Here is a 21736-nt window from a genome sequence, read left to right as displayed (position 1 = left end):
GACAGGCCATAAAAAACCCCGGCACCAGGGCCGGGGTTGTTGAACATCACACTACGCGATCAATCCTGGTTCGCCAGTTTGTGCTCGAGGTAGTGAATGTTGACGCCGCCTTTGCAGAAGCCTTCATCACGCACCAGGTCGCGGTGCAGCGGGATGTTGGTCTTGATGCCATCGACCACGATTTCGTCCAGGGCATTGCGCATACGGGCCATGGCCTCGTCGCGGTCCTTGCCCCAGGTGATCAGCTTGCCGATCAGCGAGTCGTAGTTCGGCGGTACCGAGTAGCCGCTGTACAGGTGCGAATCGACACGTACGCCGTTGCCGCCGGGTGCGTGGAAGTGCTTCACCGTGCCTGGGCTCGGGATGAACTTCTTCGGGTCTTCGGCGTTGATCCGGCATTCCAGCGAATGGCCGTGGACCACGATATCTTCCTGGCGGAATGACAGCTTGTTGCCAGCGGCGATGCTCAGCATCTCCTTGACGATGTCGACACCGGTGACCATCTCCGAAACCGGGTGCTCAACCTGTACGCGGGTGTTCATCTCGATGAAGTAGAAGCGACCGTCTTCGTACAGGAACTCGAAAGTACCCGCACCGCGGTAGCCGATCTCGATGCACGCGTCCACGCAGCGCTTGAACACTTCCTGGCGGGCTTTCTCGTCGATGCCCGGGGCCGGCGCTTCTTCCAGTACCTTCTGGTGACGGCGCTGCAGCGAGCAGTCACGGTCGCCCAGGTGGATGGCGTTGCCCTGGCCGTCCGACAGCACCTGCACTTCAACGTGGCGCGGGTTGGTCAGGAACTTCTCCAGGTACACCATCGGGTTGCCGAAGGCAGCACCGGCTTCGGTACGGGTGAGCTTGGCCGAGGCAATCAGGTCCTCTTCCTTGTGCACCACGCGCATGCCGCGACCACCACCGCCACCGGCGGCCTTGATGATCACCGGGTAGCCGACTTCACGGGCAATGGCCAGGGCCATTTCTTCGTCTTCCGGCAGCGGGCCATCGGAGCCGGGCACGGTAGGTACGCCGGTCTTGATCATGGCGTCCTTGGCCGAAACCTTGTCGCCCATCAGGCGAATGGTGTCAGCTTTGGGGCCGATGAAGGCGAACCCGGATTTTTCCACCTGTTCGGCGAAGTCGGCGTTTTCCGCCAGGAAGCCGTAGCCCGGGTGGATCGCCGTGGCGCCGGTGACTTCGGCGGCCGCGATGATTGCCGGAATATGCAGGTAGGAATCCTTGGACGATGCAGGGCCGATGCAGACCGACTCGTCTGCCAGGCCCAGGTGCATCAGTTCACGGTCGGCGGTGGAGTGCACCGCGACGGTCTTGATGCCCAGCTCTTTGCAGGCACGCAGGATCCGCAGGGCAATTTCCCCACGGTTGGCGATCAGGACTTTTTCGAGCTTCCCAGACATCGTTGGCTCTCCGCGATTCAAACGACGGTGAACAGCGGCTGGTCGAACTCAACCGGCTGGCCGTCTTCTACCAGGATGGCGTCGATCACACCGCCGATTTCGGCTTCGATGTGGTTCATCATCTTCATGGCTTCGACGATGCACAGGGTGTCGCCTTTTTTCACGGTCTGGCCAACTTCAGCGAAGTTCGGCGAGGTCGGCGAAGGCTTGCGGTAGAAGGTGCCGACCATTGGCGAGCGGACCACGGTGCCTTTCAGGGCAGGGGCAGCAGCAGCGGCTTCAGCAACCGGGGCCGCGGCGGCTGCCGGGGCGGCTACTGGGGCAGCGGCCATTGGTGCAGGTGCATAGAACTGCTGGGCAGCCGGGGTCTTGCTGTGACGGCTGATACGGACAGACTCTTCGCCTTCCTTGATCTCCAGCTCGTCGATGCCAGACTCTTCCAGCAGCTCGATCAGTTTCTTGACTTTACGGATATCCATTAATCATCAACTCCCAAAGGTTCGGTCAGGGGGCGAAAGGTAAAAACGTGTCGACACGTTTCTCTCGACCCTGGCCACCGAGGCCAGGGTTTTCATTATTTGGGCTGTGCGTTGGCAGCCAGTTGTTCCAGCGCAGACTCCAGGGCCAGCCGATAACCGCTGGCGCCCAGGCCGCAGATCACACCCACTGCAACGTCGGAAAAGTAGGAGTGATGGCGGAACGGTTCGCGTTTGTGCACGTTGGACAGGTGCACTTCGATGAATGGGATGCTCACCGCAAGCAACGCGTCACGTAATGCGACACTTGTATGGGTGAACGCCGCCGGATTGATCAGGATGAAGTCCACACCCTCATTGCGCGCCGCGTGAATGCGTTCGATCAGTTCGTATTCGGCATTGCTCTGCAAATACTGCAAATGGTGGCCCGCTGCACGGGCGCGTTGCTCCAGGTCCTGGTTGATCTGGGCCAGGGTCACGGCGCCGTAGTGGCCAGGCTCGCGGGTACCGAGCAGGTTCAGGTTGGGGCCGTGAAGCACCAGTAGCGTTGCCATCTGCAGATTCCTTGGATTTGTAGGGCAATTCGACACAGCGCGGCGAGTGTGCCGTAAAGGGGTACCAAGTGTCCAGTTCCCCGAAATAGCCAGCACGATGCCCGAGGTTCGCGCGAAGTATGTGACCGGATGTTTGGATCCGGTCACTCAGCGCAGGTTTGCGCCCGGCATACGGGCGCCTCAAAGGCCTGCTGTAGCGCGTACGCGCTGAAGAATAGCGGCAAATTCATCGGCGTTTACTTCACCAATGACCCGATCAGCGGTTATTTCGCTGCCATTACCGCCAAAAAACAGGATTGCAGGTGGGCCGAACAGCCCGTACCGGTCCAGCAGGCCGCGTTGGGCGGCATCACTTTGGGTGATATCGAAGCGCAGCAGCTTGAACCCAGCCAACTGCGGGCGCACCTGTGCGGCATTCAGCACCTCGTGCTCGATCACCTTGCAACTGATGCACCAGTCGGCATACCAGTCCAGTAGCACCGGTTGGCCAGCCGCCTTGGCCTGCGCCAGCGCTGCGTCCAGGGCGGCGGGGGCGGTTAGGGTTTGCCAGGCGTCGGCCGGTACCGCAGGGGTGCCAACACCCACCTGAACAGCGGGCGGCAATGGCCGCAGCGGATCGCCCTGGCCACTGAGCGCGCCGTACCAGCACGCCAGGGCGTACACCAGCAACGCCAGGCCCAGCAGCTGTGCCAGGCGCTGGCGTGGCGACTTGACCACGAACTCAAGGGCGCCGAGAAACAGCGCCACACCGGCGCTCAGCAGGCCCACCAGCAACAACGTCAGCGGGCCGGGCAGCACGCGGCTGAGCAGGCCGATAGCCAGCCCCAGCAACAGCACGCCAATGGCATTTTTCACCGTGTTCATCCAGGCTCCGCCTTTTGGCAGCCAGGCGGCACCACCGGTGGCGATCAGCAGCAGCGGGGCGCCCATGCCCAGGCCCAGGGCAAACAACTTGAGGGCGCCGCCCAGGGCGTCGCCACTGGCGCTGATGTAGAGCAGGGCACCGGCCAAGGGGGCCGAAACGCAGGGTGAAACCAGCAGGCTCGACAGCACCCCCAGCGCTGCCGCGCCCAGCAGCGAGCCGCCTTTGGTGCGGCTGGCCACACTGTCCAGGCGGCTGCTCAGCGCCTGTGGCAGTTTCAGTTCGAACAAGCCGAACATGGCCAGGGCGAACACCACGAAGAACAGCGCGAAGGGCACCAGCACCCAGGCCGACTGCAAGCGGGCCTGCAGGTTCAGGCCTGCGCCAAACAGGCCCATCAGCGCGCCCAGGGCGGCAAAGCTTGCGGCCATCGGCAATACATACGCCAGCGACAACGCCAGGCCGCGCAACCCGCCTACCTGGCCGCGCAGCACCACCCCGGACAGAATCGGCAGCATCGGCAGCACACAAGGGGTAAAGGTCAGGCCCAGGCCGGCGAGAAAGAACAGCAGCAGTGACTTCCACGTCCAGCCCTGTTCGCTGCCAGGGGCAGAAGGGCTAGCCAGTGCGGTGCTGGCGCCTTGGCCGTCGATGCTGATGCGTTCGGTTTCCGGCGGGTAGCACAGGCCCTTGTCGGCGCAGCCCTGGTAACCCACCTGCAACGTGAATGCACGGGCGTCTGTACGCGGCAGTTCGATGTCGAGCACCCCGTGATACACCTCGACGTCGCCGAAAAACTCATCATGCTTGGGCTCGCCTTTCGGGATATTCGGCGTGCCCAGGGCGATATCTGCCGGCTCGGTACGGAACTGGAACCGGTGGCGGTACAGGTAGTAGCCATCGGTAGCCACAAAGCGCAGCTTGATGCTGTGCGCATCGGCCTGTACCAGGCTGAGCTTGAAGGCCTCGTGCACCGGCAGGAAGTCGGCATTGTTGGCCAGCGAGGCGGCGCCAAGGGTGGCGCTGGGGCGGTTGTCCAGCAGGCCGGTGGCGAACACCGGGCTGGCCAGCAGCAGGAACAACAGGAAAAACAGGCGGCGCATGGCGGACTCGCGAGGTGGAACGTGCCGCGCATGATAGCGGAGCGCCCGTGCGATGTCCCCCATGCGCACTGGCTCACACCCTGAACGCGCGTACCGCCCGGTTCAGCTCGCCACTCAGGCTCAGCAACTGTTCGCCTTGCTCGCGGCCTTCGCCTATGCGCTGCAGGTTGTCGCCGCCCAGTTCATGGATACGTTCGCTGTGGTCACGAATTTCGCTCACGGCGCCGCTCTGCTGGGCGGTGACGTCGGCGATGCGCACGGCGGTATCGGAGATGGTGCGGATGGCACAGACGATTTCATCCAGCGCGCCGTCCGCCGTCTGCGCCTGGCTGGCGGTCGCCTCGGCGTGCTCAAGCTGGGTACGCATGCCGGTCACGGCGCCTCTGGCCGCCTGCTGCAGCCGGTCGATCAGTGTCTGGATTTCGCCGGTGGCGCCCGTGGTGCGCTGGGCCAGGGAGCGCACCTCATCGGCCACTACCGCAAAGCCGCGGCCCATTTCGCCAGCGCGGGCCGCCTCGATGGCGGCATTCAGGGCCAGCAGGTTGGTCTGCTCGGCGATCGAGCGGATGACCGTAAGCACCCCGCCAATGGTGGCAGACTCCTCGGCCAATTGCTCGATCATGCGGGCGTTGCCCTGCACCTCGTCGACCAGCGTGCGCAGCCCTGACAGGCTCTGGCCAATCACCGTCTGCCCCTGTTCCACCGCACGCCCGGCATCACGGCTGGCATGGGCGGCGGCGCTGGCATCGCCGGCCACCTGCTGGATGGTAGCCTCCAGCTCGCCCAGGGCGTCGCGGATCTGGCCGGTGTCGCCGGCCTGGCGCTGGGCGCCGTCGTGCAGGGCGGCGCTCATGCCTGCCAGGGCATGGCTGCTGCCGGCTACCTGTTCGGCATTGTGGCGGATGGTACCCACCAGCTCGACCAGGTAATGACGCAGGCGGTTGAGCGATTCCTGAATATCGTGCAGTTCGCGGTTGGTCTTGCCCAGGGCGATGGCCTGGGCGAAGTCGCCTTCGGCCCAGCGCGACAGGGCCGGGGCCAGGCTGGTGAGGGTGCGGGCAAGGCGCCTTTGCAGCGTATCGATCAACAAGGCGATCAACAGGATCAGGCCGATCATCAGGCCCTGGATGATGCGCACCTCCCCTGCAATCTTGCCATGCAGGTTGCGCACTTCTGGCTCAAGGGCGGCAATGGCCTGTTGCACCGCATCCAGACGCTGGCCGGTGCTGGTCGCCAACGCGGCGCGGCGCTCGATCTGGGCGCGGGTGCGCTGCAGTTCGGCAGGGTAGCGGCCCAGCAGGCTCTGCAGTTCGCGCTTGAGAGGCACGGCCACATCTTCCTGCTGCTCGCTGGCCTGGGTTTGCAGGCCCATCATGGCGGCAAAATCATCGGCCCCGGACTCGGCGGCGCGGGTCACCCCCAGCAGCGGCAGGCCGTCGATGACCTGGGCCTGGGCGCGTATCAGTTGCAGTTCGCGCTCCACTTCATCGGCAAGCTCCGGTCGGCCACTGCTGACCAGCTTGTCCCGTGCCAGCGACAGCCGGCTCAGGTGCACGGCGGCATCCAGCAACGGTACCTGATAACGGTTGGCGTCGGGGCTGTTGCTGTCCCGGGCATAGCCGGCCAGTTGCTCAAGGTTGGCGCCCAGTTCACGCTCGGCCTGCAGCAGCAGGGCTTGTGGGTCGCCTGCCAGCTTGCCTGCCGCCAGCAGATCGCCGGCGGTGAAGGCCTGCAGCCCATCCAGGCTAGGCTGCAGCTTGTCGGCGAGTTCGCCCGGCCATTCGGCCAAGCCCGCCTGTAACTGTTGGGTGGCTTCCAGCGCGGCAGCGTGGCGCAGGGCATCGCCGCTGCCCAGGTAGGCCTGGATATTGCGCGCCGCCTGGTTCTGGAACTGCTGGGACAGGCCCAGGTAGCGCTCCATCATCTGGTAAGGGCGTTCCAGCGCCCGCTGCGACCACCACAACGTGGCCGCCAGCGCGATGCACACGGTCACCAGCAACAGCGTGTTGAAATTGGTCAGCCACTTCAGGCGCATAGCCGCACACTTCCTGCGCAGGGGGAGATAGGCGCCTGAAGTTATTGCGATTTTGTGACGTGGTGATGACGACAAAGGCCTGGCGTCAAAAAAAGTGGCAAAGTGCCGCTATTTGCGTAGGTCCCGTTTCAAGGCTCTACGCGTACCACGCAGTTACGGCCCGCGTGCTTGGCCCGGTACAGGGCTTCATCGGCGGCACTGGCCATGGTCAGTGCGTCCAGCCCGTCATCCAGTTGCACCACACCTGCACTGAAGGTGCACTGCAGGTCCCGGGGTTGGGCCGGGTACAGAATGTCGGCAAAGCGCCGACGGATCTCGTCCAGCACCTTGTGCGCCGCGTCCAGGGCGGTATTGGGCATGACGATGGCGAATTCCTCACCGCCGTAACGGCCAATGAAATCGGACTTGCGTAGCCGCTGCTTGAGAAACAGCGCCAGGCTCTTGATCACTCGGTCACCCATGGGGTGGCCGTGGCGGTCGTTGATCTTCTTGAAATGGTCGATGTCGAGCATGGCAAAGCTGAGCGGCTGGCACTCACGCCGCGCCCGGAAGCTGCAGTCTTCGAGCAGTTGCAGGATGTGCGTGTGGTTGTAGAGGCCCGTCAGGCTGTCGCGCACCATGCGTGCCTTCAGGTGCCTGGCGCGGGCGGCGCGGTTGCGCACGGTGGTGATCAGGTGGCGTGAGCGAAACGGTTTGGTCAGGAAATCGTCGCCGCCTTCACTCATGGCATCGAGCTGCTTGTCCAGGTCGTCTTCGGCCGACAGGTAGATGATCGGCACGCTGACGTAACGGTCGTTGTGACGGATGACCTTGGCCAGCTCCGGGCCCGTGCAGGCGGGCATGTACATATCCAGAATGATCAGGTCGGGCTGAAAGTCGGCCAGTTCGGCCATGGTGCGAATCGGGTCGCTCAGGCTGCGGGTAACCATGCCCGCCCCGGCCAGTACCCGTTCGGTGTACAAGGCCTGGGTACGCGAGTCATCGATGATCAGCACCCGCAGTGGGTCGTAGGGGGCGGCGTCGGTCAAGCGTTCGACCTTCTCCAGCAGGCTGGAGGCCTCCAGGGTGCCGGTGAGAAAGTCCTGGCCACCTGCCCTTACCGCAGCCAGGCGGGTAGGGGTGTCGGTTTCGTGGTGGCTGAAGAACAGCAACGGCACGGGCTTTACCAGGCTGGCCTGGATCTCGGCAGCCAGTGCCAGGCCTTGGCCGGCGCCACTGAAGTCGACATCCATGATCACCGCCGACGGCGGGCATTCACTGAAGGAGGCACGAAACGCATCAGCCGTTGGCAGCGCCTGTACGCCAAGGCCGAAGAATTCCAGTTGTTGCGCGAGGCGCTCGGCACGCTCGTGGTCCTGCAGCAGGATGTAGACCGGCCTGCGCACAGGCGCGAGCAGTACCTGGTCGAGCGGGTCATCCTTGCGCAGGCCGCTACGCGTGAGCTGCTGGGCGGGGCGCTGCGGGCTCGGCTCGACTGCTTGGCTCATGTCCTGGCTACTTTGTAGGTTGTGGTATGCAGGGGCAGTGATGGCTCTATGCTAGCACCTCTTCATGGCAGGGTGAGTGTCACATGTCAACAAAATGACCGGGATCACTATTCAGTTCATGACCGATGGGTCGCTTATGCGTAAGGCAGTGTCTGCTTTATAGTGCAGCAAGGCGGGCTTGCCGTGGCACCCTGGCGTAGGCCTGTGGTCCAAGCCCCTGAACCGTCGTGACTGATTAAGGACAAAGCCATGCTGGACTGGAAAAACCGCGAGGCGAAAGCCGAGCCCCGTGAGCGTGCCGACAGCCGCGGCGCTGCCGCCCGTAGCTACTTTGGCGGGTTGTGGAGCCGTGCGCTGCTGACCCTGGTCGGGTTGTACCTGTTGGTCTGCATTGGCCTTGGCTGGTACTGGAGCCAGGAGCCGGACCTGTTCCCGGTCCAGCAGAACGCGCAAGCGGCCGCTCAACGTAACGCCCAGCAGATGGTCGTGGGTTACACCACCATCGAAACCCTCAAGACCGTGGCCGGCACGTTGCTGGACAAACCGGGCGGTTACATTTCCAACGACCGCTTCCCACCAGGGCTGTGGATGGACAACATGCCGAGCTGGGAATACGGCGTACTGGTCCAGGTGCGTGACCTGTCCCGGGCCCTGCGCAAGGACTTCGCCCGTTCGCAGTCGCAGTCCACCGAAGACGCCGACCTGGCCAAGGCCGAGCCACGCTTCAACTTCGACAACAAGAGCTGGATTCTGCCTTCCAGCGAGTCGGAGTTCGAGGAAGGTATCAAGTCGCTGTCGCGCTACCAGGCACGCCTGGCCTCGGGTGACAAAGGTGCAATCTTCTACACCCGCGCCGACAACCTGAACAACTGGCTGGGCGATGTCGCCACCCGCCTGGGTTCGCTGTCCCAACGCCTGTCGGCCAGCGTTGGCCGGGTCAAGCTCAACACCACGTCCAAGACCGACTCGGTGGTGGCTGGCCAGGCGCCGCAGGTGGACGAGGAAGTGGTGGAAACCCCTTGGCTGCAGATTGACAACGTGTTCTACGAGGCCCGTGGTCAGGCCTGGGCACTGTCGCACCTGCTGCGCGCCATCGAGGTGGACTTCGCCGACGTGCTGGCGAAGAAGAATGCCACGGTGAGCGTGCGCCAGATCATTCGTGAACTGGAAGCCTCGCAGGAACCGCTGTGGAGCCCAATGGTGCTCAACGGCAGCGGCTTTGGCATGTGGGCCAACCACTCGCTGGTCATGGCCAACTACATCTCCCGCGCCAACGCTGCCGTCATCGACCTGCGCCAGTTGCTGTCGCAGGGCTAAGGTGAGCATCACTGCCCGCGAGGCCGCCCACCGGGCGGCTTCAGACCGCGAGCTGGTGAGCTGGGTGGATGAAGCCGACCAGGTGCAGGGGGCTTTGCCCCGGGCGCAGTTACGCGAACGCGGCCTGATCGGCCGCTGCACCTTCATCCTGCTGTTCAATACCGCCGGTGAGTTGTGCGTGCACAGGCGCACCTTGAGCAAGGCGCTGTACCCAGGTTACTGGGACGTCGCGGCAGGGGGTATGGTCGCAGCGGGCGAGGGCTATGCCGAGTCTGCGGCCAGGGAGCTGGCCGAGGAGCTGGGGGTGGAGGGCGTTGAACTGCGCTTTCATGAGCGGTTCTACTTTGACCAGCCTGGCAACCGCTTGTGGTGTGCAGTTTATTCGGCGGTGTCCGATGCGCCGTTGCGCTTGCAGCCGGAAGAGGTGATGGAGGCGCGGTTCATGGGCTTGGAGCAGGCTGAGGCGCAGAGCCTGAGCGAACCTTATTGCCCGGATTCGTTGGCGGCGTTGCAGCGCTATAAAGCCAGCCTTTGAGTGCTTGCGTGTTGTTCAGGAAGTGGGGCTGGCCAATGACCCCGTTCCTATGCAAATACTTCGCTCGCGATCGCGGCGCGCCTACACAATAGCCAGATTTATCGTTACACTGCGCGCCCTTTTCAGGCTGCCGCAACACCTTGCGGCAGTAGCGCTGCCCCTGCCAGAGTGGGGCTTTGCGGTCGGCCTTGTCCCAGGCTCGACCAGTTTTTGTCCTCAGCGCAGAGGAACAAAAGTGGCCAAGAAAGCTTCTTCCTTTTCCGCCCTTGGCGGTCTCGTTTACTCCACCGATGCCGGTCGGCATTGCCCCGACTGCGGCCAGCCGGTGGATGCCTGCACCTGCAAGCAGCAGGCTATCCCCGAAGGGGATGGCATTGCCCGCGTGCGCCGTGAAAGCAAAGGCCGCGGCGGTAAGACCGTAACCACCGTCACCGGGGTGCCGCTGCCGCTGGATCAGCTCAAGGAGCTGGCCACCACCCTCAAGCGCCGCTGTGGTACCGGTGGTGCGTTGAAGGATGGGGTTATCGAAATTCAGGGCGACCATGTGGAACTGTTGATCGCCGAACTCATCAAGCAGGGTTTCAAGGCGAAGAAGTCCGGCGGCTGAGTCTTTTTGCCCGGTGCTTTCTAAACTCGTTGCTGTGACCAGGGTCTACCCAGGCAACAGACGAACCGTCACTTTTGGCTTTTACACTGCGCCCGCCAGCTGGCAGGGCCGTGTTTACGACTTATTTATAGGGGACTTGAATGTCCGTACGACGCACACGCAAAGACGATGGTAGCCAATGGACCGTGGCCGACAGCCGCAGTGTGTATGGCATCCGCCATTGGGGCGCTGGTTATTTCGCCATCAATGATGCCGGGCGCGTCGAAGTGCGCCCCAATGGGCCGGACAGTGCCCCGATCGACCTGTTCGAGCAGGTGGACGAGCTGCGCCAGAGTGGGCTGTCACTGCCGTTGCTGGTGCGCTTCCCTGATATTCTGCAGGACCGCGTGCGCCAGCTGACCGGTGCTTTCGATGCCAACATTGCACGCCTGGAATACCAGAGCCAGTACACCGCGCTGTACCCGATCAAGGTTAACCAGCAGGAAGCGGTGGTGGAAAACATCATCGCCACGCAGAACGTGTCCATCGGCCTGGAAGCCGGCTCCAAGCCTGAGCTGCTGGCAGTGTTGGCACTGGCGCCCAAGGGCGGCACCATTGTCTGCAACGGCTACAAGGACCGTGAGTTCATCCGCCTGGCGCTGATGGGCCAGAAGCTGGGCCACAACGTGTTCATCGTCATCGAGAAAGAGTCGGAAGTGGCGTTGGTGATCGACGAGGCCGCCGAGCTCAAGGTCAAGCCGCAGGTAGGCCTGCGGGTGCGCCTGTCGTCGCTGGCCTCGAGCAAATGGGCCGACACCGGTGGCGAGAAGTCCAAGTTCGGGTTGTCGGCCGCGCAGCTGATTTCGGTGGTACAGCGTTTCCGTGATGCGGGGCTGGACCAGGGTATCCGCCTGCTGCACTTCCACATGGGCTCGCAGATCGCCAACCTGGCCGACTACCAGCATGGGTTCAAGGAAGCCATCCGCTATTACGGCGAACTGCGGGCCCTGGGCCTGCCGGTGGACCATATCGATGTGGGCGGTGGCCTGGGCGTTGACTACGACGGCACCCACTCGCGCAATGCCAGCTCGATCAACTACGACATGGACGATTACGCCGGCGTGGTGGTGGGCATGCTCAAGGAGTTCTGCGACGCGCAGGGCCTGCCGCACCCGCACATCTTCTCGGAGAGTGGCCGCTCGCTGACCGCGCACCATGCCATGCTGGTGATCCAGGTGACCGACGTCGAGAAACACAACGACCAGGTGCCGACCATCGAGAACAAGGCAGCTCTGCCCGAGACCGTGCAGTGGCTGGTCGACCTGCTGGGCCCTACCGACATCGAGATGGTGACCGAGACCTACTGGCGCGCCACCCATTACATGGGTGACGTGGCGGCGCAGTATGCCGACGGCAAGCTGACCCTGGCCGAGAAAGCCCTGGCCGAACAGTGCTACTTTGCCGTGTGCCGCCGCCTGCACAACTCGCTGAAGGCTCGCCAGCGCTCCCACCGCCAGGTGCTGGACGAATTGAATGACAAGCTTGCCGACAAGTACATCTGCAACTTCTCGGTGTTCCAGAGCCTGCCCGACACCTGGGCCATTGGCCAGGTGCTGCCGATCATCCCGCTGCACCGCCTGGACGAAGAGCCCCTGCGCCGCGCCGTGCTGCAGGACCTGACCTGCGATTCCGACGGCAAGATCAACCAGTACGTGGATGAGCAGAGCATCGAGACCAGCATGCCGGTGCATGCCTTGAACGAGGGCGAGGACTACCTGCTGGGTGTGTTCCTGGTGGGTGCGTACCAGGAGATCCTGGGCGATATGCACAACCTGTTCGGTGATACCGACTCGGTGAACATCTACCAGAACGCTGATGGCAGCGTTTACCACGCCGGTATCGAGACTCACGACACCATCGAGGACATGCTGCGCTATGTGCACCTGTCGCCGGAGGAGCTGATGACCCATTACCGCGACAAGGTGGCCAGCGCCAAGATCACCGCACGCGAACGTACCCAGTACCTGGATGCGTTGCGCCTTGGGTTGACCCGGTCTTCGTACTTGTCGTCGTAAGCGGCGGCCTATCGCTCGCTTCTACCCTCCCATAGGAGCGAGCGCAGCTCGCGATGCGCCGCAACGCGGCGCCACCCCCTTCACCCCACCCAACCCCCCCGCACCTGCAACCGCCACCCCACCCAACCCAGCGTCACCGCCCGCAACGCCATGAAGCCGAGAAAGGCCAGCCACAACCCGTGGTTGCCAAACCCGCTCATCACCACGCCGAAGGGCAGTGCCACCAACACCGACAGCAACATTGCATTGCGCATCTCCCGTGCCCGGGTCGCGCCGATGAACAGCCCGTCCAGCAGGTAGCTCCACACCGCAATCAACGGCAGCACCGCCAGGTAGGGCAGGTACGGGTACGCCGCCATGCGCACGCTTTCGATGTTGGTCTGCAGGTTGATGAACAGGTGCCCACCCAGCAGGAACAAACCGGCAAAACCCAGGCTGACGAACAGTGACCAGCCACCGGCTATCACCAGGGAACGCCGCAAGGTGTCTCGGTCCCGTGCACCAATGGCATGGCCGCACAAGGCTTCGACTGCATGGGCTAGCCCATCCAGGGCGTAGGCCGTGAGCAGCAGGCCGTTGAGCAGCAGCGCATTGGCCGCCACGGTCGCCTCACCCAGGCGAGCGCCTTGCACCGTAATCAGCAGAAACACCCCTTGCAGCGCCAGGCTGCGCAGGAAAATGTCGCGGTTCACTGCCAGCAAAGGCCGCCAGGCCTGCCAGCGGGTGAGTGCCCGCCACGCCACTTGCCCAGGGTGGGCTCGCAAGGCTGGGCGGGTGAGTGCCAGGCCGAGCAGGGCAGCGCTCCACTCGGCAATCACCGACGCCCGCGCCGACCCCAGCACCCCCCAGTCCAGGCCCAGTACGAACCATAAATTCAGCGCGATGTTCAGCAGGTTGGTGGTCAGCAGGATCGCCAGCGGCGCCCTTGCATTTTGGGTGCCCAGGAACCAGCCAACCAACGCGTAGCTGGCCAGCGCCGCCGGCAAACCCAACAGCCGGGTGTGAAAGAATGCCTCGGTGGATTGCAGCAGCGCGACGCTGGGCTGCATCGCATGCAGGGCCAGCTGGCTGAAGGGCAGGGCCACCAGGGCGATCAGCATGGCCAGGGCGAGGGCCAGCAGCAGCCCCTGCACCAGCACCTGGCGCAAGGCCGCGCCGTCGCCCCGCCCGGCTGCCTGGGCAGCGAAACCGGTAGACCCCATGCGTAGAAACCCCAGCAGGCCCACCATGAAGGTGAAAAGCGTGCCGCCCACGGCCACGGCCCCCAGCTGATGGGCGTGGGGCAGGTGGCCGATCACCGTGCTGTCCACCAGGGTAACCAGCGGCACGGAAATGTTGGACAGGATCATCGGCGCGGCCAGCGCCCACACCTTCAGGTGGGTGGGGCGGTGCCGCCAGTCGGTAAGCATCGAGGTCATCGGGGGCCTGGAAAGTCGGGGTTGCAGCACAGCCATATGGCAATGCAGCAACAGAGTGTACCGGCCAGGCAACCAATTAGCGCGAACAGGGTCTCACTTGCCGCGTCGCGCTGGGTGCCATGCCTACGCGTGCGCTATAGTTGCAGCCCTCACCTACATACTGCCCAAGAGTTTGTACTCCATGTTCAACAAAGGATTGTTGCTGGCCTGTGCGCTGGCCCTGCTTAGCGCCTGTGACTCTTCCACGCCGGACAAGCCGGCACCCGCCCAAAAACCGACGGCCGCCGCAAGCCAGCCCGTCAAGCGCGAAGATCCGGCGCTGCTCGCCGAGCGTTACAAGGGCCGCGAGCTGACCGTGCTGGACGCCTCGGAGGTGCAACTCGATGGCGCAGCCACGCTGTCGCTGAGCTTCTCGGCGCCGCTGGACGCCAAACAGGACTTCGCCAGCAAGGTGCACCTGGTCGATACCGTGAAGGGCAAGGTTGATGGCGCCTGGGAGCTGTCCGAAAACCAGATGGAGCTGCGTCTGCGCCACCTGGAGCCCAAGCGCAAACTGGTGCTGACCGTGGACAAGGGCTTGCTGGCAGTCAACGGTGAGCAGTTGCAGGACGAGTCCATTACCCGCCTCGAAACCCGTGACATGCAGCCGACCATCGGCTTTGCCAGCCGGGGTTCGCTGCTGCCGACGCGCGTTGCCGAAGGCCTGCCGGTCATTGCCTTGAACGTGGACAAGGTGGATGTGGAGTTCTTCCGGGTCAAACCGGACATGCTCTCGTCGTTCCTCGCCAACTGGGGGAGCCGCAGCAGCCTGGAGTACTACCAGTCCAAAGATACCCTGAGCATGGCCGAGCTGGTGTACAGCGGTCGCTTCGACCTCAACCCTGCGCGCAATACCCGCGAAACCGTGCTGCTGCCGATTGCTGGCATCAAGCCCTTGCAAGCGCCAGGCGTGTACCTGGCAGTGATGCGCGCATCGGGTACCTATGACTACTCGCAGCCGGCCACGATGTTTACCTTGAGCGACATCGGCGTGTCTGCCCATCGTTACCGTGACCGTATCGACGTGTTCGCCCAGGCCCTGGAGGGTGGCAAGGCACTGAACGGCGTCAACCTCGAAATCCATGACGAAAAAGGCAAGCTGCTGGCGCAGGCCAGCACGGATGGCAAGGGCCATGCCCAACTGCCGATCACGACCAAGGCCGATACCCTGATCGCAACCCAGGGTGTGCACACCACGCTTCTGCGCCTCAATACCGCAGCCCTGGACCTGGCCGAATTTGACATCACCGGCCCCCAGGCCAACCCGCTGCAGTTCTTCATCTTCGGCCCGCGCGACCTGTACCGGCCTGGTGAAACGGTGCTGCTCAACGGCTTGCTGCGCGACCAGGACGGCAAGCCGGTGAAGGCCCAGCCAGTGAATGTGGAAGTGCGGCGCCCGGATGAGCAGGTGAGCCGCAAGTTCGTCTGGGAGGCCGACAGCAATGGCCTGTACCAATACCAGCTGCAGTTGGCGACCGAGGCCCCAACCGGCCGCTGGCAGTTGCTGCTCGACTTGGGTGGCGGGCGCAAGCAGGTGTATGAATTCCTGGTCGAGGATTTCCTGCCCGAGCGGCTGGCGCTGGAGCTCAAGGGCAGTAGCAAGCCCCTTGCACCCGACGAAGATGCGCGCATCCAGGTGGCCGGCCGCTACCTGTACGGTGCACCGGCGGCAGGCAACCGCCTGAGCGGTCAGGCCTATGTTCGCCCGCTGCGTGAGGCGGTGCCTGCGCTGCCCGGCTACCAATTTGGCTCGGTGACCGAAGCCGAGCTGAGCCAGGACCTGGAACTGGATGAAGTCACCCTCGACCAGGCGGGCAAGGCCGTACTCGACATCCCCAGCCGCTGGAGCGAAGCGCATTCGCCACTGCAACTGACCGTGCAGGCCAGCTTGCAGGAGTCCGGTGGCAGGCCGATCACTCGGCGCCTGGAGCAACCCGTCTGGCCCGCCGAGCGCCTGCCTGGGCTGCGTGGGCTGTTTGACGGCGAAGAAACCAACAGCGATGGCCCTGTCGAGTTCGAATTCGTGGTAGCCGACCGCGAAGGCAACAAGCTTGCGGCCAACGACCTGAAAGTGCGGCTGATTCGCGAGCGGCGCGATTATTACTGGAACTACTCCCAGAGTGACGGCTGGAGCTACGCCTATAACGAAAAACTCCTTACCCAGAGCGAGGAAACCCTCAGCGTCAAGGCGGGCTCCACCGCCAAGATGAACTTTCAGGTGGAGTGGGGCCCGTACCGCGTGGAGGTGGAAGACCCACAAACCGGTGTGGTGTCGAGCGAACGCTTCTGGGCCGGTTACCGCGCCCAGGATAACGCCGACGGTGGCGCCGTACGGCCAGACCAGGTCAAGCTGGCGCTGGACAAGCCGTCCTATGCCGACGGTGCGACCGCCAAGGTCACGGTTACCCCGCCTGCCGCAGGCAGTGGCTACCTGATGATCGAATCCAGCGATGGCCCGTTGTGGTGGCAGGAGATCGATGTACCTGCCGAGGGCAAAACCTTCGAGGTGCCGCTGGACAAGGCCTGGGCGCGCCACGACCTGTACCTGAGCACCCTGGTGGTTCGCCCGGGTGAGCGCAAGGCCAATGCCACGCCCAAGCGTGCGGTGGGTGTGCTGCACCTGCCGCTGGACCGCGCCGAGCGCAAGCTGGCGGTGAGCTTGCAGGCACCGGAGAAAATGCGCCCCAAACAGCCGCTTACCGTGAAGATCAAGGCTGCCAGAAGCAATGGCAGCGTGCCCAAGCAGGTGCATGTGCTGCTGTCGGCGGTGGATGTGGGCATCCTCAACATTACCGACTTCAAAACCCCAGACCCCTTCGCCAGCCTGTTCGGGCGCAAGGCCTATGGCGCCGACCAGCTGGACATATACGGCCAACTGATCGAAGCCGGGCAAGGTCGCCTGGCCAGCCTGGCATTTGGTGGCGATGCGGCCATGGCCAAAGGCGGCAAACGCCCCAATACCACGGTGACCATCGTCGCCCAGCAAAGCCTACCGGTGACCCTGGATGACAACGGCGAAGGCCAGGCCAGCGTCGATATCCCCGACTTCAATGGTGAGCTGCGCGTGATGGCCCAGGCCTGGGCCGACGAAGACTTCGGCATGGCTGAAGCCAAGACCGTGGTCGCTGCGCCGCTCATTGCCGAATTGTCCGCCCCGCGCTTCCTGGCGGGTGGCGACCGCACTCGCCTGGCGCTGGACCTGGCCAACCAGTCGGGCCGTGCCCAGCAGTTGAACGTGGAGATCACCACAGAGGGGCAAGTCAGCCTCACGGCCAGTGCCGTGCAGGCTGTATCGCTGGCTGAAGGCCAGCGCTCCACGCTGATGATTCCTGTGCAAGCTCAAGGCGGGTTCGGGCAGGGCAAGGTCCATGTGCGTGTCACGGGCCTGCAATTGCCGGATGAGCCAGCGGCTGCGTTCGAGCGTGAATGGATGCTGGGCGTGCGCCCTGCCTATCCGGCCATGCTCAAGCATTACCGCGTGGCGCTGTCAGACCAGCCCTGGACCTTGCCCGAAGCAGACCTGGCGGCCTATGAACCGTCGGGTCTCGAAGCGATACTGGCGCTGTCGAGCAGGCCACCGCTGAACCTGGCCGAGCAGATTCGCGCGTTGGAGGCCTACCCCTATGGTTGCCTGGAACAGACCACCAGCGGCCTCTACCCATCGCTGTACGCCGATGCCGACAGCCTCAAGCGGCTGGGCATCAAGGGCGAACCGGCAGACGTGCGCAAGCACAAGATCGAGATGGGCATCGAACACCTGCTGGGCATGCAGCGTTACAACGGCAGCTTCGGCCTGTGGAGTTCGGACAGCGAGGAGGAGTACTGGCTGACCGCCTATGTGAGCGACTTCCTGCTGCGGGCCCGTGACCAGGGTTACGGGGTGCCGGCCGAAGCCTTGAAGAAGGCCAACGAACGCCTGCTGCGCTACCTGCAGGAGCGCAACCTGATCGAAGTGGACTACAGCGTCAACGCCGATCACACCCGCTTTGCCGTCCAGGCCTATGCCGCCCTGGTATTGGCGCGCAGCCAGCAGGCACCGCTGGGCGCGCTGCGTGGCCTGTTCGAACGCCGGGCCGATGCCCGCTCTGGCCTGCCGCTGGTGCAACTGGCCGTGGCCTTGGACAAAATGGGTGACAAGCCCCGTGCACAGCAGGCGCTGCAGGCTGGCCTTGCAGTCAGCCGTGGCAAAGGCTGGATGGACGATTACGGCAGCGCCCTGCGCGACCAGGCGCTTATTCTTGCACTGCTGCAGGAGAACAACCTTGCCAGCGGCCAGGTCGATCAACGCCTGTTTGCGCTGTCGGATGAGCTGGCTGCCAACCGCTGGCTCTCTACCCAGGAGCGCAATGCGCTGTTCCTGGCAGGCCGTGGCTTGCTCGGTAAGCCAGAAAAATCATGGAAAGCGCGGCTGGACAGCGCGGGTGAAATCCGCGAATTCGACAACGCCGATGCGGGCATGAAGCTGGAGGGCCCGCTACTGGCCTCCCCGCTGACCGTGCAGAACCAGGGCGGCGAGACGATTTATCAGCAACTGACGATTTCGGGTTACCCCCGTCAGGCCCCAGCGGCCAGCAGTAATGGTATGCAGATCCGTCGTGAGTACCTGGGCATGAATGGCCAGCCGCTGGACCTGGGTAACCTGCGCAGCGGTGACCTGGTGCTGGTACACCTGGCGCTGAAGGCCGAGGACCGTGTGCCTGATGCGCTGGTAGTCGACCTGCTGCCAGCCGGTCTGGAGCTGGAGAACCAGAACCTGGCGCAAAGCGCTGCCAGCCTGGACAACGCCAGCAGCGCGGTGAAGGAGTGGCGTGTCTCGATGCAGAACGCGAATGTGGTGCACCAGGAATACCGCGACGACCGTTACGTCGCGGCCGTGAAACTCGACGGCTACGGCACCACCCACCTGCTGTACCTGGCCCGTGCAGTCACCCCGGGCACCTATCGGGTGCCGCCGCCGCAGGTTGAGTCGATGTACCGCCCGAACCTGCAGGCTGTGGGTGACGGGCAAGGGGAAATGACAGTCAAGCCGCGTTAGGCAGCGGTAGTGCCAGGCAGCGGGGCGATGTGCCCGCCTGCCTGGCGCCCACCACCGGCAGCCCGGCGCTTAGTGTATGACCCAGCTCATCACCCACAACCCCAGCACCAGCCAGATGATCCCGAGGATGATCGAGGCACGCATGAACGCGCGGATTGCCGAGTACAGCAGCATCAGGCCGACGATCAGCGCCAGGATGCTGACCAGCGAGGTGTCCATGCCCAGGGTGCGTGCAAGGCCGTCGACAAAGTTGCCACCGGCATTGGCCAGCAGGTTGAACAGGCCGCTCAACGCGTCGACGATGATACGGATCAGCGACCCCAGCGCCTGGCCCAGCCACTCGAAAAAACCTTCTACATGCATAGTTGCTTCCTGATGATCGACTCGGCGATTGTGCCGTCCCCAACACTTTGGCCATTATCTGGCCAGGTCGGTTCCCGATGCCAAGCTTAGCGTGGCTGCGCACCCGTGCGGGCAAGCTGCTGCGCGCTGCGTTACTCGGCAGCCTGGTTGTGGTTGGCCTGCTGTGGCTGGCTGATCGCCTATGGCCGCTGCCGATGCCCCAGGACGACCTGGCGCGCGTGGTGCTTGCGGAAGACGGTACGCCCCTGTGGCGCTTTGCCGATGCCGACGGTGTCTGGCGTTACCCGGTCAGCCCCGAGCAGGTGTCGCCGCTTTATCTGGAGGCGCTGCTCACCTACGAGGACCGCTGGTTCTATCGCCATCCGGGGGTGAACCCGCTGGCGCTGGCCAGGGCGGCCTGGCTGAACCTGAGCGGCGGGCGGGTGGTGTCGGGGGGCAGTACCCTGTCGATGCAGGTGGCACGGCTGCTCGACCCGCATGACCGTACCCTGGCAGGCAAACTGCGCCAGCTGTGGCGCACGCTACAGCTGGAGTGGCACTTGCCCAAGCGCGAGATCCTGCAGATATACCTGGACCGCGCGCCGTTCGGCGGCACGTTGCAGGGCGTTGCCGCCGCGAGCTGGGCCTACCTGGGCAAGTCGCCCTTGCACCTGACGCCCGCCGAAGCCGCGTTGCTGGCCGTGCTGCCCCAGGCCCCCAGCCGGCTGCGCCCGGACCGCCACCCAGAACGCGCACAGCGCGCCCGTGACAAGGTGCTGCAACGCCTGGCGCAATACCAGGTATGGCCTGCGCAGCGCATCCGCGAGGCGGCCGAGGAACCGCTGTTGTTGGCGCCACGCCAGGAGCCGGCGTTGGCCCCACTGCTGGCCCGGCGCCTGAATACGGCCGGTAGCCCACCCCTGATACGCACTACGCTGGACGCCGCCCTGCAAAGGCGCCTTGAGGACCTGCTGCTGGGCTGGCGCGCCCGGCTGCCCGAACGTACCTCAGCGGCCATCCTGGTGGTCGAGGCGCAGAACATGGCCGTGCGTGCCTACCTGGGCTCGGTCGACCTGGCGGATGACAGGCGCTTCGGCCATGTCGACATGGTGCAGGCGTTGCGCTCGCCAGGCTCCACGCTCAAGCCTTTCCTGTATGGCATGGCGCTGGACGATGGCCTTATTCATTCCGAGTCGTTGCTACAGGATGTGCCGCGCCGCTACGGCGATTATCGCCCCGGCAACTTTTCGTCCGGCTTCAGCGGCCCGGTGTCGGCCAGCTCGGCGCTGGCGCTGTCACTCAACCTGCCAGCGGTGCAGCTGCTGGAAGCCTACGGTCCCAAGCGCTTTGCCGCACAGCTACGCATGGCGGGCTTGCCGCTGGTATTGCCGCCGCTGGCCGAACCGAACCTTTCGTTGATTCTGGGCGGAGCCGGCAGCCGCCTGGAAGACCTGGTGGGGGGCTATGCGGCACTGGCCCGTGAGGGCAACACGGCCCAGATACGTTTGCAGCCTCAGGCTCGGTTGGTAGAGCATCGCCTGATGTCGCCGGGTGCTGCCTGGATCATCCGCCGCATCCTCAGTGGCCAGGCCCGGCCAGACCGCGACCCTCATGCCGAGTGGGTGCAGCGCCCGCAGCTGGCCTGGAAGACCGGCACCAGCTACGGTTTTCGGGACGCCTGGTCGGTCGGGGTGGGGCCTCGCTACCTGATCGGTGTGTGGATCGGCCGGCCCGACGGTACGCCGGTGCCCGGGCAGTTCGGCCTGGCCTCTGCAGCGCCACTGATGCTGCAGGTGCATGATCTGTTGACCAACCGTGATCGTCAGCGGGGGCTGAGCATGCCGATACAGCCTGTACCGGCGAGCGTGGGGGTGGCTGCGATCTGCTGGCCACTCGGCCAGCCTCTGCAGCGGCAAGCCCCGAACTGCCGGCGTCAGCGCTTTGCCTGGACGCTGGACGGCACCATCCCTCCGACCTTGCAGGCGGCGGATCAACCGCTGGGCCTGGGGTTGCACGAAAACGTGTGGGTCAATGACCGTGGGTTGCGGGTAGACGGCAGTTGCCCGGGTGCCCGGCAGCGCGATATCGCGTTATGGCCGGCGCCGCTGGAACCCTGGCTGCCGCGGGCAGAGCGCCGTGCCGCCCTGCTGCCTGCCATCGACCCTGGCTGCCCGCCACAGGTTGCGGCCAGCGCGCCACCGCTGTCCATCGTCGGGGTACGACCGGGTGATAACCTGCGTCGTCCCGCCAACAGCGCTGAGCCATTGCAGCTTGATGTGTCAGCACTGGGCGGTGCCGGCCGGCGCTGGTGGTTCCTCAATGGCCAGCCGCTGGGTGAGACCCAGGGCCAGGACAGCCTGCCGTTACGCCTGCCGCAGGCAGGGCGGGCCGAGCTGAGCGCACTGGACGAAAGCGGTGAAACAGCCCGCGTAACGTTCCAGGTCAGCCAGTGAGGTA

14 protein-coding genes are annotated in these 21736 nt (G+C 64.3%); 6 read left to right on the top strand and 8 right to left on the bottom strand.

The window, feature by feature from the left end:
- Nucleotides 1-59: 59 nt before the first annotated feature.
- From accC to APH25_RS13690, 6 genes are all read right to left on the bottom strand, one after another.
- Entirely contained in the window at nt 60-1415 is a 1356-nt protein-coding gene (gene accC / locus APH25_RS13715) for an acetyl-CoA carboxylase biotin carboxylase subunit (protein ID WP_060482303.1), read from the bottom strand.
- 17 nt (nt 1416-1432) lie between these two features.
- The gene (accB, locus tag APH25_RS13710) at nt 1433-1894 is read right to left on the bottom strand and encodes an acetyl-CoA carboxylase biotin carboxyl carrier protein (RefSeq protein WP_060482302.1); all 462 of its coding nucleotides are present in this window, start codon (nt 1892-1894) and stop codon (nt 1433-1435) included.
- 95 nt (nt 1895-1989) lie between these two features.
- The gene (gene aroQ, locus APH25_RS13705; protein ID WP_028633011.1) at nt 1990-2445 is read right to left on the bottom strand and encodes a type II 3-dehydroquinate dehydratase; all 456 of its coding nucleotides are present in this window, start codon (nt 2443-2445) and stop codon (nt 1990-1992) included.
- Nucleotides 2446-2625: 180 nt separating this feature from the next.
- Nucleotides 2626-4410 carry a protein-disulfide reductase DsbD gene (locus tag APH25_RS13700; protein ID WP_060482301.1) on the bottom strand — a complete coding sequence of 595 codons (1785 nt, stop codon included), beginning with the start codon at nt 4408-4410 and terminating at the stop codon, nt 2626-2628.
- A gap of 73 nt (nt 4411-4483) precedes the next feature.
- Nucleotides 4484-6331 (bottom strand): methyl-accepting chemotaxis protein, encoded by a 1848-nt coding sequence (locus APH25_RS13695; RefSeq protein ID WP_371262509.1) that lies wholly within the window; start codon nt 6329-6331, stop codon nt 4484-4486.
- 242 nt (nt 6332-6573) lie between these two features.
- A complete protein-coding gene (locus APH25_RS13690) occupies nt 6574-7932 on the bottom strand; it encodes a diguanylate cyclase (protein ID WP_060482299.1) in 1359 nt (452 codons plus the stop codon).
- A 249-nt stretch (nt 7933-8181) separates the two neighbouring features.
- On the opposite strand from APH25_RS13690, the gene APH25_RS13685 reads away from it, so the two are divergent.
- From APH25_RS13685 to speA, 4 genes are all read left to right on the top strand, one after another.
- Nucleotides 8182-9249 carry a DUF2333 family protein gene (locus APH25_RS13685; RefSeq protein ID WP_028633007.1) on the top strand — a complete coding sequence of 356 codons (1068 nt, stop codon included), beginning with the start codon at nt 8182-8184 and terminating at the stop codon, nt 9247-9249.
- A 1-nt stretch (nt 9250) separates the two neighbouring features.
- On the top strand, nt 9251-9784 hold the full coding sequence (locus APH25_RS13680) for an NUDIX hydrolase (RefSeq protein ID WP_060482298.1): 534 nt from the start codon (nt 9251-9253) through the stop codon (nt 9782-9784).
- 235 nt (nt 9785-10019) lie between these two features.
- The gene (locus APH25_RS13675) at nt 10020-10391 is read left to right on the top strand and encodes a translation initiation factor Sui1 (RefSeq protein ID WP_060482297.1); all 372 of its coding nucleotides are present in this window, start codon (nt 10020-10022) and stop codon (nt 10389-10391) included.
- A 140-nt stretch (nt 10392-10531) separates the two neighbouring features.
- Complete coding sequence (gene speA / locus APH25_RS13670) at nt 10532-12445, top strand: arginine decarboxylase (protein WP_060482296.1); 1914 nt, start codon at nt 10532-10534, stop codon at nt 12443-12445.
- An 80-nt stretch (nt 12446-12525) separates the two neighbouring features.
- Here the strand turns inward: speA and APH25_RS13665 are convergent, their stop codons facing one another.
- On the bottom strand, nt 12526-13863 hold the full coding sequence (locus APH25_RS13665; RefSeq protein ID WP_060482295.1) for an MATE family efflux transporter: 1338 nt from the start codon (nt 13861-13863) through the stop codon (nt 12526-12528).
- 181 nt (nt 13864-14044) lie between these two features.
- Between APH25_RS13665 and APH25_RS13660 the strand changes: the two genes are divergently transcribed.
- On the top strand, nt 14045-18937 hold the full coding sequence (locus APH25_RS13660) for an alpha-2-macroglobulin (protein WP_060482294.1): 4893 nt from the start codon (nt 14045-14047) through the stop codon (nt 18935-18937).
- A gap of 69 nt (nt 18938-19006) precedes the next feature.
- Here the strand turns inward: APH25_RS13660 and APH25_RS13655 are convergent, their stop codons facing one another.
- The gene (locus APH25_RS13655; RefSeq protein WP_028633002.1) at nt 19007-19300 is read right to left on the bottom strand and encodes a hypothetical protein; all 294 of its coding nucleotides are present in this window, start codon (nt 19298-19300) and stop codon (nt 19007-19009) included.
- Nucleotides 19301-19377: 77 nt separating this feature from the next.
- Between APH25_RS13655 and pbpC the strand changes: the two genes are divergently transcribed.
- The gene (gene pbpC, locus APH25_RS13650; RefSeq protein ID WP_060482293.1) at nt 19378-21732 is read left to right on the top strand and encodes a peptidoglycan glycosyltransferase PbpC; all 2355 of its coding nucleotides are present in this window, start codon (nt 19378-19380) and stop codon (nt 21730-21732) included.
- Nucleotides 21733-21736 lie beyond the last annotated feature (4 nt).

Origin of the sequence: Pseudomonas sp. NBRC 111119, assembly GCF_001320125.1 — a bacterium.
GTDB lineage: Bacteria > Pseudomonadota > Gammaproteobacteria > Pseudomonadales > Pseudomonadaceae > Aquipseudomonas > Aquipseudomonas parafulva.
The sequence above is the reverse complement of the archived record's forward strand: the minus strand, read 5'-3'. Positions and strand labels throughout refer to the sequence as shown.